Source organism: Vibrio qingdaonensis (assembly GCF_026191675.1).
GTDB classification, from domain to species: domain Bacteria; phylum Pseudomonadota; class Gammaproteobacteria; order Enterobacterales; family Vibrionaceae; genus Vibrio; species Vibrio qingdaonensis.
Window position 1 is genome coordinate 220,226 of the sequence record NZ_JAKRRY010000002.1, and the last position, 14,997, is coordinate 235,222.

Consider the following 14,997-nt stretch of genomic DNA (forward strand, 5'->3'; position numbering starts at 1 on the left):
GGTGACTAGAATCTTGCATCCAATGTCATGAAGAAACTTTTTCTTTGTCCAAAACCAATTTCACTGATAAGCACCCAGTTAGGGGTGAATTCATATTGGGCACCGACTAGCGTGTTCCATTTATTCGCTAAGCTCTGGTTTACGGTAAATTTCGCGTTGTCTGGTAAGGAAATGCCACCTAATGGCAAATCGTTAATACTACCGGATAAGGTTTGTTCTATATTCTGATATTGTGCGCCAACCCAAGCTCTGATTGGCCAATCGCTGTTTCTTGAAAAATCATAGCCAACGCGCGGAGAGATCACGATTGAATCGATCTCTCCATCGATAACAGTCAGGCTTGTTTTAGTATAGCTGGCGTCAACTAGGGCAAAAACACTCTCATACCCACCAGCAATGACTGTTCCTGCGCCATAGGTATAACCATCTAAGTCAAGTCGGAAAGGTTCGTTTATTTCAATGCCGTCACCAGGAAGGTTAGGAAACAGTTTAACGTGGCTAATCGTGGTTTCAGAATAGCCATCTAATTTCCCGCCTATAGCGTAAAAATTTAGAAAAGGTAGCACCCATACGTCGGCTTTCAGGGTGATAACTTGACTCTCCTGATAACCACCTTTTGTTTTAATGCCGATATCGTCTAGTGGGCCTAAACCCGCCAATGTAATTGAATCAACATTTATCCCCTGAGAAACGTTCATATAGCCAAAACTCAACCCAATGGCTTCAGGTAATGTATAACCACGCTCTTCTGCCTCTGCTTTAAATAGAGGGAGCTCAAAGGCTTGTGGCGTTGGGGAAATAGTCCCGCTAATCATTGCGATAAGTGCAATCGACAGCGAACGGAATTTGGCCATGAAGTTACTCTTGCTAGTGATGTGACTAAGCCACATTAATAAGGATGGCGAATTCTAAAGGATAGCATTATTGTTGGAAAGTGATATATATCACTTTCTTTATGAAATTGGTTTGGACCAGCAGGCTTGCAGATAACGAAAGTTTGGTGCTTGGGGGGGAGCAAGTAAACGACAGCATAGCTAAATGATATCGCTTACTTAATGCTAAATATTGATTATTCCTCGTCCTGATCTAGCGTAAGCCAGTTAATACGGACATTAGCTTGCTCAAACATATCTTGGCTGAGTGAGATTTTATCCCCCCATCGAGAGAGGAAGTCTTCAGATTGTGCGGGGCAATGGACGACTGAAATGCCCGTTTGAATGATCTTAGCGGCGCAGTTAGGGCACGGGAAGTGCGTGACCCAAATCTCGCACCCATCGAGATCTCTTTTCGCAAAGAGAATCGCGTTTTCTTCCGCGTGCAAGGTTTTCAGGTATTTGGTTTCTCTTTCATCACTTTCGGCACTGTCAGAGATGCCGTGTGGATAACCGTTAAAGCCCACTGAAACGATGCGATTGTTTTTCGTGATCACCGCGCCAACTTGTGTCGAGGGATCTTTACTCCACGACCCAACAAGCTCAGCCATTTGGATAAATCGTTTTGCCCATTTTGAAGCCATGTAGATACCATTATTTAAAATCAATTTGTGACAAAGTTTACAAAAATTAGCCAAGTAACACGAGTGCTAATTGCAAACGATTACATTTTTCCTCACGCTTTTCTTAACGAAAGGGACACTCTATTTTAACTGGCATTGGGTTGAGCTTGTTGCATTGGTTGAGTGAATGGAAGTTGCGTTGGTTTTGTGACTTGAACGAAATTCTTTGTCAGAGTATTGCGAATTCTGTTTAAAATCCCTAAAACTTCTATGAACATGTGTCAGTATTCGACGAATTCTTCAGAAAGGGAAAAGGAAATGCGAAAAACACTGTTAGCGGTTTCACTATGTAGTCTGTGTTTTAGCGCAGGGAGCTTAGCATTTACGAAAGATTGGTCTGCATCAAGTGTAAAAGCCGTAACTCAAGGGGCGAAACAAGGGGATTTGTTTGCACAGATTGAGTTAGGGGACAGATACGCCGTCGGTAATGGCATTAAAGAAGATGATAAGATTGCTGTTGAGTGGTATTTCAAAGCTGCAGAACAAGGCAGTGAGACGGCAATGTATAAGTTGGGCATGATGTATGACAATGGACACGGTGTTCATTACGATGCGAAAGAAGCCGCGTCTTGGTTTGAAAAAGCATCCAACATTGGTCATGACCAAGCGCAATACTATCTTGCGGGTATGTACAAATGGGGTAGAGGTGTTCCTAAGAGCAACGCTAAGGCCGTTGAGTATTATCGCTTAGCGGCTGAGCGTGGCTATGATGTCGCGCAAAATAGCCTAGGAGTGATGTACGCGAAAGGATTGGGTATTGAGCAAAATGATATTGAAGCGGTGAACTGGTATCGAAAAGCCGCAGAAAATGGCTATGCTTACGGTCAACGTAATTTAGCGTTTAAGTATTCATTAGGCGAGGGTGTTGAGCTCAACAATGTTCAAGCGCTTGCTTGGGCGTCGGTGGCTGCGACAAATGGCTATCAAAGCGCTGAGAATCTGCGTGATGAAATAACGACCAAGTTATCGAATGAAGAGATAGATGAAGCGAACCTTTTGGCGAAGCAATATTTAGCGGCTTATTCCTCTCATAAGTAACCCAACCCGGTAAAGTTAAAGTCGACTTAGCAAAAAAGGGAAGCCACGCTTCCCTTTTTAGTATTTCCAGTATTTGTGTGAACCATAGAACCATTACCAACTCAGTATCGAGTTATCTCTTGCGCCAAACTTTCGTTCATATCTCGGTAACATAGTTTCGTTCCCCAACAACCCGCCTTGGTGCACATAAAGTACCGTAGCATCGGGGTTTGCTGCTAACCAAGGGAGCAAGCAGCGCCACATCAGTGGGTCATACAGTAGGTCAAACTCTATATCGGTTTGTTCGTATAACAAGCGCCATATGGCGTAGTCTTCTTGATACAGCTTACCAAAATGGTGTTTCGCGTCCCGCTGCAAAATCGTCGGATGAACATCGAATTCGTTCAATTCCTGAAACTGTTTAACTAAGTAGTCTCGCCCACCAACACAGGGGCAGGTAAGCACTTCAATACCTTCTGAGTGCAGTGCTTTAGCAAGATATAACGCAGTGGTACCGGTGCCAGAAGGTAGAGCCACTTTCAGGTTAGGATTCTTTTCAAACCGTGCCCATGCCAGAATTTCTCTAGCAAGCGTTTGCACGCCAACTTCGGCAAGTTGAAACCGGCCGCCCTCTGGGACAATGAGACATGAGTCATCATCGCCATGTTGACGTTGAATAAAGTCACTAGGGTGGCATTTCTCTAGATTATCGACCTGATCGGAGAGTGACACGATATTAGCGCCAAGCTCTAAGGCCATTCGATAATTTCCCATCGGCTTTTCATCTAACCAAGCGGGTTTATGATCAACATAATAAGTCAGCTGCCAACCTTTTATCCTCGCTAAAGCGGCAAGTGATGTCAGCGAGTTTGCTTGGGCTGAGCCCCATCCAATCAAGCGAGAAATATTCGGATTGTGTTGGTCTAATAATGCGGCAAATTTTCGCGCTTTATTGCCATTAAAGTGGCTATGAAGCAAATCATCACGTTTTAAATAAAACGAGCGGCCTTCCACATTATGCTGAGTGACAGGGCTGTCTTTGAGTTTCACTAGAAAAACCGTTTGAACTTGAAAAACTGGATTCTAACGTTAACCATGCTCAGAGACAAATGACACCGTTTACAAACGCATACATTAGCAATTGTGTAGATATGCGATAATTATCCTAATGAGTGCTGAGCCGCTTAACTGAGTAACCTGTTACCTAGCGTCATGCTAGTGGGCAGTTTGCCGCTATTATTGACATAAATCTGACGTTGACGATGTTTACGGAATATTTGTTACACTGAGCCTATACTATGCCTAGTAGTAACGTTTGGAAGGCGAATTTATGTGACGCATTGATTGTTAAGTTTTCTCAGGTTTTGCCGACAATACAATATACTCAGTGAATGTTTGATTTAATAGTGTTCTAAAAGGTCAATAAATTAGACATTTGAACACCTTCAGCCCTTTTAATTCTTTGAACGCCCTAGTAAACTTTGTCGTTCTCCGTGCCAATGCGCACGTGTTATCTGTGAGTTAAATATATGAGCCAGTCTTTTCTCCCTTTATGTCGCCCTGCGGTCGATGAAAAAGATATTCAAGCTGTCGTTGATGTACTGCGTTCAGGATGGATTACAACCGGTCCCAAAAATGCGGATCTGGAAAGTAAAATCTCTGAGCATACTGGCGCGCCGTATGCAGTAGCGTTAAGTAGCGCGACGGCAGGTATGCATTTAGTCTTATTGGCACTTGGTATTGGTCCTGGTGATGAAGTCATTACCCCTTCTCTTACGTGGGTATCGACGATAAACATGATCACCCTAGTGGGTGCTAAGCCAGTTTTTGTCGATGTTGATGTTGACACGTTAATGACGGATGCAGAAAAGATTGAACCGCTGATTACCGATAAAACCAAACTGATCATCCCAGTTCACTATGCTGGCGCGTCATTGGATTTAGATCCAATTTATGCACTTGGTGAGCGTTTTGGTATTCCAGTGGTTGAAGATGCGGCGCATGCTTTAGGCGCAGAGTATCAAGGTCAGCCTATTGGTGCTCGCGGTACGTGTCTATTCTCCATGCATGCGATTAAAAACGTCACTACAGCAGAAGGTGGTGTTTTCACTACATTTGATGCAGAACTGGCTGATAAAATTCGCCGTTTGAAATTTCATGGCCTAGGCGTCGATGCTTTTGATCGTGAAACTCAAGGTCGAGCGCCTCAAGCCGAGGTCATTGAACCAGGCTTTAAATACAATATGCCAGATATTTGCGCTGTATTGGCACTTGGTCAAATGGATCGTATTGCAGAGATTACGGCAGCCCGTACTGAGTTAGCGTTGAGCTATCGTGAAAAGTTAAGTGTCATTAAAGGTGTGACTCCGTTAGGTCTTGCCAATCATGACCACAAACACTGTTGGCATTTAATGATTGTACGTATTGACCCTGCGCAAGCGGGCATCACACGTGACGAGTTGATTGCTAAACTCAAAGAGAAAGGGATTGGCGCTGGCATTCACTTTAAAGCGTGTCATACCCAGAAATATTATCGAGAAAACTACGCAGAACGATTTGGCGCGATTACGCCAAACTTAGAAAATACAGAGCATAATAGCCAGCAAATTTGTTCACTACCGCTCTTTCCTGATATGACTCAGGAAGATGTTACGCGAGTAGTGAATGCCGTGTCAGAAATAATTGGATAACCCATGAAACAGAATGAACCTATCAATTTTGTGTCTATCGTCATACCGGTATACAACGAAGAAAGTTGCTTACAAGAGCTAATCGAGCGGACGACGAAAGCGGCAGACAGCCTTGGTAAAGACTATGAGCTAGTCTTAGTCGACGACGGTAGTCGAGATCGCAGTGTTGAAATCATTGAAGCAGCGTCTGCGAAAGAAGGCAGCCATGTGGTTGGTGTTATCCTTAACCGTAACTATGGTCAGCACAATGCGATCATGGCAGGTTTCGAGCAGGTTCGTGGCGACTTAATTATCACCCTAGATGCCGATTTACAAAACCCGCCAGAAGAGATTCCAAATCTGGTTGCTAAAGCGGAAGAGGGGTTTGATTCGGTCGGCACTGTGCGTCAAAACCGTCAAGATAGCGCGTTGCGTCGTTACCCATCTAAAGTTATCAATAAACTGGTTAAGCGCTCTACAGGCGTTGAGATGAACGATTACGGTTGTATGCTGCGTGCTTACCGCCGACATGTTGTTGATGCAATGCTAGAATGTCATGAGCGCAGTACATTTATTCCAGTACTGGCGAATGGTTTTTCTCGTCATACTACAGAAATCCCAGTTCACCACGACGAACGTGCCGATGGTGAATCTAAGTATAGCTTTATGAAGTTGATCAGTTTGATGTTCGACTTGATCACGAGTATGACAACCGCGCCGTTGCGTTTACTGAGCATCGTGGGCGGTATGACCGCAGCAGCGGGTATCGCGTTCGGTATCATACTAATGCTTATGCGTATTTTATTTGGCTCAGAATGGGCCGGCGACGGTTTGTTTACGTTATTTGCGATTCTATTTGTATTTGTTGGTGGGCAGTTTATCGGCTTAGGCTTGCTAGGTGAGTATATTGGACGAATTTATTCCGATGTGCGAGCAAGGCCGCGTTACTATGTACAGGATGTTTTGGTGGGTGAGGCAACTCGCACCGCACGTGAAACTGACGAATCAAAGAACAAATAATAAGATTTATATTAGAGGAATATTCCATGAAAGTAGTCGTGTTTGCCTACCACAATATCGGTTGTACAGGCGTTCGTAGTTTGCTTGAAGCAGGCGTTGAAATCGAAGCGGTATTTACCCATGTTGATGACAGCAACGAAAACGTATTTTTTGAGTCTGTAGCGAAGCTTGCGGCGAAAAACGGTATCCCAGTTTATGCGCCAGAAGACGTAAACCACCCACTTTGGGTTGAGAAAATTCGCCAGATGAAACCTGACGCGTTGTTCTCTTTCTACTACCGCAATATGATCAGCCAAGAAGTGTTGGATCTTGCGCCAAAAGGTGGCTTTAACCTGCACGGTTCTTTGCTTCCAACTTACCGTGGTCGTGCTCCTATCAACTGGGCACTGGTTAACGGCGAGACAGAGACTGGCGTGACGCTGCACAAAATGGTGCAAAAAGCGGACGCTGGCGACATCGTTGGTCAAGAAAAAATTGCCATTACTGACGAAGATTCAGCAGAAACACTGCATAAGCGTCTAGCGGTAGCATCAAGCGATCTACTGGCTAAAGTATTGCCAACCATCGTTGATGGTAGCGCAGTAGCAACCGCACAAGATGAAACAAAAGCGACGTACTTTGGTCGCCGTACACCCGCTGATGGTGAAATCAAATGGTCTACAGACTCTCGCACAGTATTTAACTTAGTGCGTGCGGTTACTGAACCATTCCCAGGTGCCTTTACTTTCCTAGGTGAGCGTAAGCTGACAATCTGGAGTGTGACACCAAGCGAAAAAACATTTGAAGCGACGCCAGGTACGATTGTTGCGACTTCTCCTCTAACCATTGCTTGTGCTCAAGGCTCAGTGATTGTTAACTCTGGTGAAGCGGAAAACGGTCTATATCTTGGTGGTGAGCAACTGGCTGCAGAACTTCACTTAATCGAAGGTATGCGTTTTGGTCCTCAAGCAAGCGCGATCATCAATGCTAAGAAACGTCAAAAAGTTCTTATCCTAGGTGCAAACGGCTTCATCGGTACTCACTTAACTAAGCGTCTTCTTGATGATGGCGGTTACGAAGTGTACGCGATGGACATGAGCTCTAACCAGATCTCTGATCACTTGGGTCACCCTGACTTCCATTTCGTTGAAGGTGATATCACCATTCATAACGAATGGATTGAGTACCACATTAAGAAGTGTGACATCGTATTACCATTAGTTGCTATCGCGACTCCAATTGAATACACGCGTAACCCACTCAAAGTATTTGAGCTGGATTTTGAAGAGAACTTGAAGATTGTTCGTGGCTGTGTGAAATACAACAAGCGCATTATCTTCCCATCGACTTCAGAAGTTTACGGTATGTCTACGGATTCTGAGTTCAACGAAGATACGTCGCCGCTTATCGTGGGTCCTATCAACCGTCAGCGTTGGATCTACTCAGTGTCTAAGCAATTGCTTGACCGTGTAATCTGGGCTTATGGTAAAAAAGATGGTCTTAACTTCACACTGTTCCGTCCATTTAACTGGATGGGTCCTCGCCTTGATAGCTTGAACTCAGCACGTGTTGGTTCTAGCCGTGCGATTACTCAGCTTATTCTAAACCTTGTTGAAGGTACGCCAATCAAACTGATTGACGGCGGTGAGCAGAAGCGCTGTTTCACGGACATTTCTGAAGCGATTGAAGCACTATTCCGCATCATCGAAAACAAAGATGGTCTGTGTGACGGTCAAATCATCAACATTGGTGCACCAGAGAACGAAGCGAGCATCAAAGAGTTGGCTGAAACATTGGTAGAGAAGTTTGAAAACCACCCATTACGTGGCAACTTCCCTCCATTTGCGGGCTACAACCTAGTAGAAAGCAAAGCGTTTTACGGCGACGGTTACCAAGACGTTCAACACCGTAAACCAAGCATTGCTAACGCGAAGAAACTTCTGGATTGGGAACCACAGGTTCACATGAATGATACTATCGAAGAGACGTTAGATTTCTTCCTTAAAGGTGCAGTAGCAGAAGATAAGTAATGAATCAGAATGAAGTCACTAAGGTCGGTCTTAGGATCGACGTAGACACGTTTCGAGGAACTAAACTCGGCGTGCCTAAGCTGCTCGAAATTTTCGAAAAGCATGGAGTGATGGCTTCATTCTTCTTTACTGTTGGACCTGATAACATGGGGCGCCATATATGGCGCCTTTTGCGTCCTGCATTTTTGAAGAAGATGCTTCGCTCAAAAGCTGCGAGTCTTTACGGTTACGATATTCTCATCCGTGGTACGCTGTGGCCGGGTCCAATCATTGGTAAGAAGTTACGTCCTATCATTGAAGCTGCCGATCACGCTGGCCATGAGATTGGTCTCCACGCGTGGGATCACCATAAATGGCAAATGAAAACAGATACCATGTCTGATGCGGAACTTCGCAATCAAATAACCCTTGGCTATAATCTTCTCAAAGACATCACAGGTAAACACTTACCTTGTAGTGCTGTCGCTGGATGGCGTTGTACTGATCAGACTTTGATTGAGAAAAATGCCTTTCCTTTCAAGTACAACAGTGACTGTCGTGGCGATTCCATTTTCTCACCAGGAGAAGGAATGGCACCACAGATCCCTGTCACCTTGCCAACGTATGATGAATTGGTTGGCCAAGATGGTGTGGACAACAGCAACTATAATGACGCTATTCTTAAGCTGATTAAACGCGATGGTCTGAACGTTTATACGATTCATGCCGAAGTGGAAGGTATCGTCTGTGCCGAAATGTTTGAAGAATTGATTGTCAGAGCTAAGCAACAAAATATAGAATTCGTGCCTATGATTGATCTGCTTAATGATGCAGTTGATCCACTTCCTCATGATTCGATAAAAAATATTGAGATGGAAGGACGTGAAGGTTGGTTGACTCACCAAGCCTCATTTGTAAAACGAATGGGACTCTGAGTTACCTTATTTGTATACCTTATTAGCGGTATGCAAAATTGGCAGTATAGAAATAATACGCCACATACTAAACACAAGCCCATGATAGTCGTGGGCTTTTATTCAATTGGATGAAGAATGCAACAATCTCGAATTAACTGGGCGGTATGGGTTCCGCTTTTCTTTATAGCTCTTTACATATTGCCGTTGGATATTCGTCCACTCTGGTCCCCTGATGAGCTGCGTTACGGTGAAATCTCTCGAGAGATGGTCGCATCCGGAAACTGGATTGTACCAACATTTAATGACCTGCGTTATTTTGAAAAGCCGGTAATGGGCTATTGGTTTAATGCGATCGCTCAAGTGATTTTTGGTGAAAATAACTTTTCTGTGCGTATTGCCTCTGCACTCGCGACTTTAGGTGTTGCTCTTAGTTTAGTATTAGTCGTTGGTAAAATGACGACACGCCGTCAAGGTTGGTTAACCGCGGGCGTATTTTTAAGTATGTTTATGGTGGCGGCTGTAGGTACGTACAGCGTACTGGATGGCATGCTTGCGTTCTGGTTGAGTGCTTGTTACGTCGCATTCTTCTTTGCTACCCAATCTCAAACCAGTGCTCAGCGCTGGCTTAATTATGGTCTGGCAGGGTTTTTCTGCGGATGCGCAGTATTAACCAAAGGTTTCCTCGCACTAGCACTGCCCGTGATTGTCGTTGTCCCTTATATGATCATGCAAAAGCAGTTTTTAGAAATACTGCGCTGGGGCTGGTGGGTCATGCTTGTGGCGTTTATCACTTGCTTACCATGGTCACTTGCTGTGCATGCAGCCGAAGCCGATTATTGGAATTACTTCTTCTGGGAAGAGCATATTCACCGATTTACCGCCGAAGACGCTCAACACGTTGCGCCGATCTGGTACTACGTGCCATTCCTGTTTTTGGGTACGCTTCCGTGGATATTTTGGGCGCCGTCGGCAGTGGTGCAACTCAAAGGTGAATTGTCAAAACCGCTCATTCGCTACTCATTGCTTTGGGCGATTGTTCCTTTCCTATTTTTCTCATATGCCAGTGGGAAGTTAGCGACATACATCCTTCCTTGTATGGCGCCTATCGCGATTCTTTTGACTCATGGTCTTTTGAAAGCGGGCGAGAAAAAAGTAAAAGGTTTAACAATTGGTTCAGCCATTAATGGTTTGTTCTTTGCTGTAGTCGCTACGGTATTAGTGGTGATGTTCTTTATGGGCAAACTGCCACTTGAGGCATCCGAATCTTACCGCGTTGCAGTAGCGGCGTTTATTCTTGGTTTTTGGGCTGTTTGTGCCTTCTACGCCATTAAAACGTCGTCATTTGAGAAAAAGTTTGCTGCCTATATGGTGTCACCATTAGCGTTGTTTGCTTTATTTTCATTTGCTGTGCCAAACACAACGATTCACTCGAAAATGCCAGAAGACTTTATGACCATGTTGGCGCCAAAAGTCTCTGATGACATGGTGCTGATTGCCGATTATCCTGACACAATGTCTGCGTTAAATTGGTACTTAAAACGCAGCGATGTCTACCTAACCAGAGGTATGGGCGAAGTGGATTATGGCCTTGAATATGACGATTCAAAACATCGTTATGTTGCGTGGAATCAATTGGGTGAGTTTATTAAAGAAAAACAATTAACTGGGCCTGTTTTGCTCCACTTTAGAGATTTGCCTGCCTTGCCAGAAGGTTTCCCAGAATCGAGTGATCATGTCGATTTAGGTCGTTATCATGCGCTGATTTTTGACAAGAAAGCACAAAATTAATGACAGTTTTTCTGTTTGTTCTTTCTGTCGTCGCCAGTTCGTTAAGCCAGTATTGGCAAAAGCGAGCGGCGATGCACTTTGAAGAAAATCCACACTTATCGGTGATAGGGAAGTTGTTTAGCTTCCCTATGCTACTCGGTATTACATTTTTAGGAACCAGTGCCATTACATGGCTTGGTGTCCTGAGCCAGTGGGATGTCTCTGTGGCCTATCCATTGCTAAGTATTAACTTTGTTATCATGCTGTTGATCTCAAAGTTTGCATTTGGAGAAGTGATTGTTCCAAAGCAGTGGCTTGGCGTGATGTGTATCATGATTGGTGTCGGTATTTTAGGTGGTGCTGGCTAATGGTATTGAAAGATTTAAAAGCAGGACTTCCGGTTGCCTTGTTAAGCGTTGTACTTATTTCTGTCGCTCAATTAGCGATGAAGTGGGGGATGGGTAATGTATCTTCTCAGTGGACCCTAATAACAGAGCTGCTCGCTCAATATGAGTTAGGGCAACTTTGGCTAGCGACTTGGCCTGCGTTAGTTTGTGTGGCGATAGGGTTGTTATGCTATGCCACCTCAATGGCATGTTGGGTAATGGCGCTTAAACATTTACCTTTAGGCGTTGCTTATCCGTTATTGAGTTTGAGTTACGTTTTAGTTTATGCGCTGGCCGTAACGCTTCCGTGGTTGAATGAGCCATTTAATGGAGTGAAGTTGTTTGGCATTGGGTTTATTCTTGTCGGACTTATGTGCATCTTTACCGCAAAAAAATCCAGCTGAGGCTGGATTTTTTATACTCGTAACAACAGGGTTCGTTATGCTTAACGGCCACGGCCATCAACCATGATTTTCAATGTCTTGATGACGATATGCACATCAGTAATGAACCATGTTTTCAAGGATGATAGTGATAACGCGTAGCTGTGATCAAACCCTACTTTTCTTCTCACATCATCTACACAGGTGTCATAACCTTGATTGACTTGTGCAAGCCCCGTGATGCCAGGTAAAACATCATAAGTTCGCTCAGTAAAAAAGGGGATATCTTGTTCAAGCTTTGTATAGAAATCAGGGCGCTCTGGTCTTGGACCAATTAAGGACATATCGCCTTTGATGACATTAATGAACTGCGGTAATTCATCGAGTCGAGTTTTTCTTAAAAATCGTCCAACTGGCGTTATTCTCGGGTCATTTTCCGTCGCCCACGTTGCGCCGCTTCGGCTCTCGGCATCAATGTACATGGTGCGATATTTAAGTACGTGAATAAGGTCAACTTTAGTGGGCGTAAACTTACCCACTCTTAATTGTTGATAGAATACCGGTCCTTTGGATGTTAATTTTATTGCGATAGCAACCGGTATGAATGATATCGCTAAGATTACCATGCCGACACTCGCGCCAATCAAGTCGAAGATACGTTTGGCGATGCGAATGGTTGGTTTTTCATAGGTGGTATTTTTCATGATAAGTCTCCTAGCGTAAAACACGCTTCCATTTTCCGTTTTCAAATCCTAGCAGGTAGCGCAAGCCACCAATGAAATTTGCAGTGTGACCAACGACCAAATACGTTAAAAGCTGCATGGGTTTAGTACGTTGTAAATGAGGGAAGTAATAGGCTAAAGCGGCTAAGCTGTAGATCGCAATTTGAGCAACGAAAAAGCATAGAAACAAAAAGTATTGGCTCAATAAACCCGATGTTATGAGACAGCTAATCATTAAGTAAGGCGTAAGTAGTCTTAGTCCTTTTCCTGAGAAGAAGGCAAAAGCGACCCCCTTAAAGCGTGGGGAAAATAAGTCAAATAACTGAACAACCTGCTGCATGTTACCTGCAGAAATTCTGATCCTACGTTTGAAGTCATCCCCAGCTTGGGTCGCCTCTAATTCAACGGCGTTCATGTCAGGTGAATAGGCTGCGCGATAGCCTTTGTGCACAATGTGCATTGGAATGAGGAAGTCATCGTTAATGGCGTTAGTGGGTAGTGCTTCAAATAGGGCGGTACGAATGAAATACAACGCACCGTGACTACCGATAGTGGAGCCCAATGTCGTTTCTCGATATTTGATCTGATTTTGGTAATGCCAATACGCCGCTTCACTGCTTTCTTGGTCGAGTAAGTGATAGGTGGAATTCACCACTCCAACCTCTGGGTCACGAAATTGTTTCGCTGCAATAATGAGAGCATCGATAGAGATAAGTGATGATACATCGGTGATCGCGGTAATGTCTGAGGAGATACAAGGTAACATTTGATTTAATATGGCCACTTTACCGCGGTTTTTCTCGTGGGCGATGACTTCAAAATGCGCTTCTGAACATATTGCTTCCTGTATTGTCGATTCTGCTACATGTACAGTGTCATCAGTACAGCCGTCGGCAATAATGAGCACACGAAGTTTGCTTTGGGGATAATCAAGGCTGGCGATATTTCGAATTTTTTCCGCAATCCACAACTCTTCATTAAACGCCGGCATCAAAATAGTAATGCTAGGTAGCACACGGTCTTTATTCTGTTCGCGATAACCGCGGTTTGACGACGCCACGGCTTTGAGCGGATGTCTATTCGAATACCAACGTAGTAGCAATGGGTAGCCCGCATGATGGTAGACAATGAGAGCCGCACATATTGAAAATATTCCTAACCAGATTCCGTCCATTGACTTGCTCCTATGCAATAGATGCTTGACTTAATTTGTGGGTGATATTGAGCGCCATAATCTTGGGGTATGACATTAAGCTTTGAATACCAGATTGCGATAGGCTTGACTCATTGCTCTCACATCGTTGTTTTCTACCACAAAATCCCGAGGACAGAATAGATGCTTGGTCTGAAGGGCAAGAGTTAGAGAATCAATGAGTGATGCAACATTTTTCGGCTCAGTCACGACACCAGACAACGGACACAGTGTTTCTTTTGCCGCGCCAACATCGGTGACAACAACGGGAATATTGCAAGCTTGTGCTTCTAACGGTGATAACGGAAAACCTTCTTGCAGAGATGGTAGGCAAAAAACGTCTAAAGCTTGATAAAAAGTCGGCATTTGGTCAACAAGACCAAGAAAGTGGACGCGGTCTTGAATCTCAAGGTCATGGCATAGCTGTTTCAACTCAGTGTCGAGCGAGCCAATACCAGCGATGGCTAAGTGTATGTGTTTAGGGAGGCGAGATAATGCTTTGAGCAAAAAGATCTGACCTTTGACGGTCTCTAATCTACCAGCAGTACCAATCATCATTGGATGGGCTGGTAAGTTGAGTGCTCGACGAGCGCTGAGGCGATCGCCAGGCACGAAACGATTACAGTCGATACCATTTTTAATAAGTAATGGCTCGGTGTTGGGAAATAGCTCGATAAGTTGTTGCTGTACGCCACATGCATCCGCGACTAAAATCGGTTTCACGAGTTTAAGTGCCAAGCCCTCTACGCTTTGACGCTTTTCGCAATTGAGGTGCCACATGTCATGTTCGGTGTGAATTCGAATGGGTACTTTAGCAAGCCTCGCCGCGATACCGCCGTATAGAAGTGGACCTATATGGTGCGTATGAACGACTTGAGGTGACAGTGCTTTAAACAGACGCGAAAGTGTTCTTACTAAGGTTATTTGCGTTCCTGCTGGTTTAGCAAGAAAGAACAAATGTGAACGGTATTGGCGTAATTTGGGCCAATGTTCCAATGCTTGTTCCATCTCACCTTCCAAGCTCACGATGAATACGCGCTCGGCGTCGTTAGCCTGCTTTAGCAGTTCGAGAACCATGGTTTCCAGTCCACCGGGTGCCATATGTTGTACAACATGAATGACTTTTAAAGTGGATCCTGTGCCCTTTTTGGCAATAAGAGGCGACGTTTTCATGGTGTTCTCCTTATGTTTCTAACTAGAACGACACGTTAGTGTTAATAACTAATAACTAATAACTGCGAAGAGGGTGCTGCTGTAGTTTAGCTATTGCATTCCTTGTGCCATAAAATTAATAGTTATATTTCAATTGCTTAATATGTCTCATTGTCGCCACTGATTTCGATTTTTAAATTGAGAATCAGTTTGAACGTGAATAACAAGC

At 44.3% G+C, this 14,997-nt stretch carries 14 protein-coding genes; 8 read left to right on the forward strand and 6 right to left on the reverse strand.

Annotated features, from left to right (window positions below; translation table 11 throughout):
* Positions 1-5: 5 nt before the first annotated feature.
* Positions 6-854 carry a TonB-dependent receptor gene (locus MD535_RS02945; RefSeq protein WP_265673442.1) on the reverse strand — a complete coding sequence of 283 codons (849 nt, stop codon included), beginning with the start codon at positions 852-854 and terminating at the stop codon, positions 6-8.
* Positions 855-1,069: 215 nt separating this feature from the next.
* Complete coding sequence (locus tag MD535_RS02950; RefSeq protein ID WP_265673443.1) at positions 1,070-1,516, reverse strand: dCMP deaminase family protein; 447 nt, start codon at positions 1,514-1,516, stop codon at positions 1,070-1,072.
* 297 nt (positions 1,517-1,813) lie between these two features.
* Here MD535_RS02950 and MD535_RS02955 point away from each other — a divergent pair, with 297 nt between their 5' ends.
* Entirely contained in the window at positions 1,814-2,593 is a 780-nt protein-coding gene (locus MD535_RS02955; RefSeq protein WP_265673444.1) for a tetratricopeptide repeat protein, read from the forward strand.
* 93 nt (positions 2,594-2,686) lie between these two features.
* Here the strand turns inward: MD535_RS02955 and MD535_RS02960 are convergent, their stop codons facing one another.
* Positions 2,687-3,622 (reverse strand): pyridoxal-phosphate dependent enzyme, encoded by a 936-nt coding sequence (locus MD535_RS02960; RefSeq protein ID WP_265673445.1) that lies wholly within the window; start codon positions 3,620-3,622, stop codon positions 2,687-2,689.
* Positions 3,623-4,101: 479 nt separating this feature from the next.
* On the opposite strand from MD535_RS02960, the gene MD535_RS02965 reads away from it, so the two are divergent.
* From MD535_RS02965 to arnF, 7 genes are all read left to right on the forward strand, one after another.
* On the forward strand, positions 4,102-5,262 hold the full coding sequence (locus tag MD535_RS02965; protein WP_265673446.1) for an aminotransferase class I/II-fold pyridoxal phosphate-dependent enzyme: 1,161 nt from the start codon (positions 4,102-4,104) through the stop codon (positions 5,260-5,262).
* A 3-nt stretch (positions 5,263-5,265) separates the two neighbouring features.
* A complete protein-coding gene (gene arnC, locus MD535_RS02970) occupies positions 5,266-6,261 on the forward strand; it encodes an undecaprenyl-phosphate 4-deoxy-4-formamido-L-arabinose transferase (protein ID WP_265673447.1) in 996 nt (331 codons plus the stop codon).
* A gap of 26 nt (positions 6,262-6,287) precedes the next feature.
* Complete coding sequence (gene arnA / locus MD535_RS02975; RefSeq protein ID WP_265673448.1) at positions 6,288-8,270, forward strand: bifunctional UDP-4-amino-4-deoxy-L-arabinose formyltransferase/UDP-glucuronic acid oxidase ArnA; 1,983 nt, start codon at positions 6,288-6,290, stop codon at positions 8,268-8,270.
* Entirely contained in the window at positions 8,270-9,184 is a 915-nt protein-coding gene (gene arnD / locus MD535_RS02980) for a 4-deoxy-4-formamido-L-arabinose-phosphoundecaprenol deformylase (protein ID WP_265673449.1), read from the forward strand. Before arnA ends, arnD begins: the two co-directional genes overlap by 1 nt.
* A 117-nt stretch (positions 9,185-9,301) precedes the next feature.
* Positions 9,302-10,954, forward strand: coding sequence for a lipid IV(A) 4-amino-4-deoxy-L-arabinosyltransferase (gene arnT, locus MD535_RS02985; protein ID WP_265673450.1), 1,653 nt, complete (start codon positions 9,302-9,304; stop codon positions 10,952-10,954).
* Complete coding sequence (locus tag MD535_RS02990) at positions 10,954-11,301, forward strand: DMT family transporter (RefSeq protein ID WP_265673451.1); 348 nt, start codon at positions 10,954-10,956, stop codon at positions 11,299-11,301. Before arnT ends, MD535_RS02990 begins: the two co-directional genes overlap by 1 nt.
* Positions 11,301-11,723, forward strand: coding sequence for a 4-amino-4-deoxy-L-arabinose-phosphoundecaprenol flippase subunit ArnF (gene arnF, locus MD535_RS02995; RefSeq protein WP_265673452.1), 423 nt, complete (start codon positions 11,301-11,303; stop codon positions 11,721-11,723). The genes MD535_RS02990 and arnF overlap by 1 nt, the downstream gene beginning before the upstream one ends.
* Positions 11,724-11,764: 41 nt before the next feature.
* Here the strand turns inward: arnF and MD535_RS03000 are convergent, their stop codons facing one another.
* The 3 genes from MD535_RS03000 to MD535_RS03010 form a co-directional block, all read right to left on the reverse strand.
* Positions 11,765-12,406, reverse strand: a complete 642-nt coding sequence (locus tag MD535_RS03000) for a sugar transferase (RefSeq protein WP_265673453.1) — start codon at positions 12,404-12,406, stop codon at positions 11,765-11,767.
* A 10-nt stretch (positions 12,407-12,416) separates the two neighbouring features.
* Positions 12,417-13,598 carry a glycosyltransferase family 2 protein gene (locus MD535_RS03005; RefSeq protein WP_265673454.1) on the reverse strand — a complete coding sequence of 394 codons (1,182 nt, stop codon included), beginning with the start codon at positions 13,596-13,598 and terminating at the stop codon, positions 12,417-12,419.
* A 75-nt stretch (positions 13,599-13,673) separates the two neighbouring features.
* The gene (locus MD535_RS03010) at positions 13,674-14,789 is read right to left on the reverse strand and encodes a glycosyltransferase (protein WP_265673455.1); all 1,116 of its coding nucleotides are present in this window, start codon (positions 14,787-14,789) and stop codon (positions 13,674-13,676) included.
* Positions 14,790-14,997 lie beyond the last annotated feature (208 nt).

Coding starts and splice junctions, on each gene's coding strand:
- MD535_RS02945 (WP_265673442.1), bottom strand. CDS start 854: ATGGCCAAATTCCGTTCGCTGTCGATTGCACTTATCGCAATGATTAGC.
- MD535_RS02950 (WP_265673443.1), bottom strand. CDS start 1,516: ATGGCTTCAAAATGGGCAAAACGATTTATCCAAATGGCTGAGCTTGTT.
- MD535_RS02955 (WP_265673444.1), top strand. CDS start 1,814: ATGCGAAAAACACTGTTAGCGGTTTCACTATGTAGTCTGTGTTTTAGC.
- MD535_RS02965 (WP_265673446.1), top strand. CDS start 4,102: ATGAGCCAGTCTTTTCTCCCTTTATGTCGCCCTGCGGTCGATGAAAAA.
- arnC (WP_265673447.1), top strand. CDS start 5,266: ATGAAACAGAATGAACCTATCAATTTTGTGTCTATCGTCATACCGGTA.
- arnA (WP_265673448.1), top strand. CDS start 6,288: ATGAAAGTAGTCGTGTTTGCCTACCACAATATCGGTTGTACAGGCGTT.
- arnD (WP_265673449.1), top strand. CDS start 8,270: ATGAATCAGAATGAAGTCACTAAGGTCGGTCTTAGGATCGACGTAGAC.
- arnT (WP_265673450.1), top strand. CDS start 9,302: ATGCAACAATCTCGAATTAACTGGGCGGTATGGGTTCCGCTTTTCTTT.
- MD535_RS02990 (WP_265673451.1), top strand. CDS start 10,954: ATGACAGTTTTTCTGTTTGTTCTTTCTGTCGTCGCCAGTTCGTTAAGC.
- arnF (WP_265673452.1), top strand. CDS start 11,301: ATGGTATTGAAAGATTTAAAAGCAGGACTTCCGGTTGCCTTGTTAAGC.
- MD535_RS03000 (WP_265673453.1), bottom strand. CDS start 12,406: ATGAAAAATACCACCTATGAAAAACCAACCATTCGCATCGCCAAACGT.
- MD535_RS03005 (WP_265673454.1), bottom strand. CDS start 13,598: ATGGACGGAATCTGGTTAGGAATATTTTCAATATGTGCGGCTCTCATT.
- MD535_RS03010 (WP_265673455.1), bottom strand. CDS start 14,789: ATGAAAACGTCGCCTCTTATTGCCAAAAAGGGCACAGGATCCACTTTA.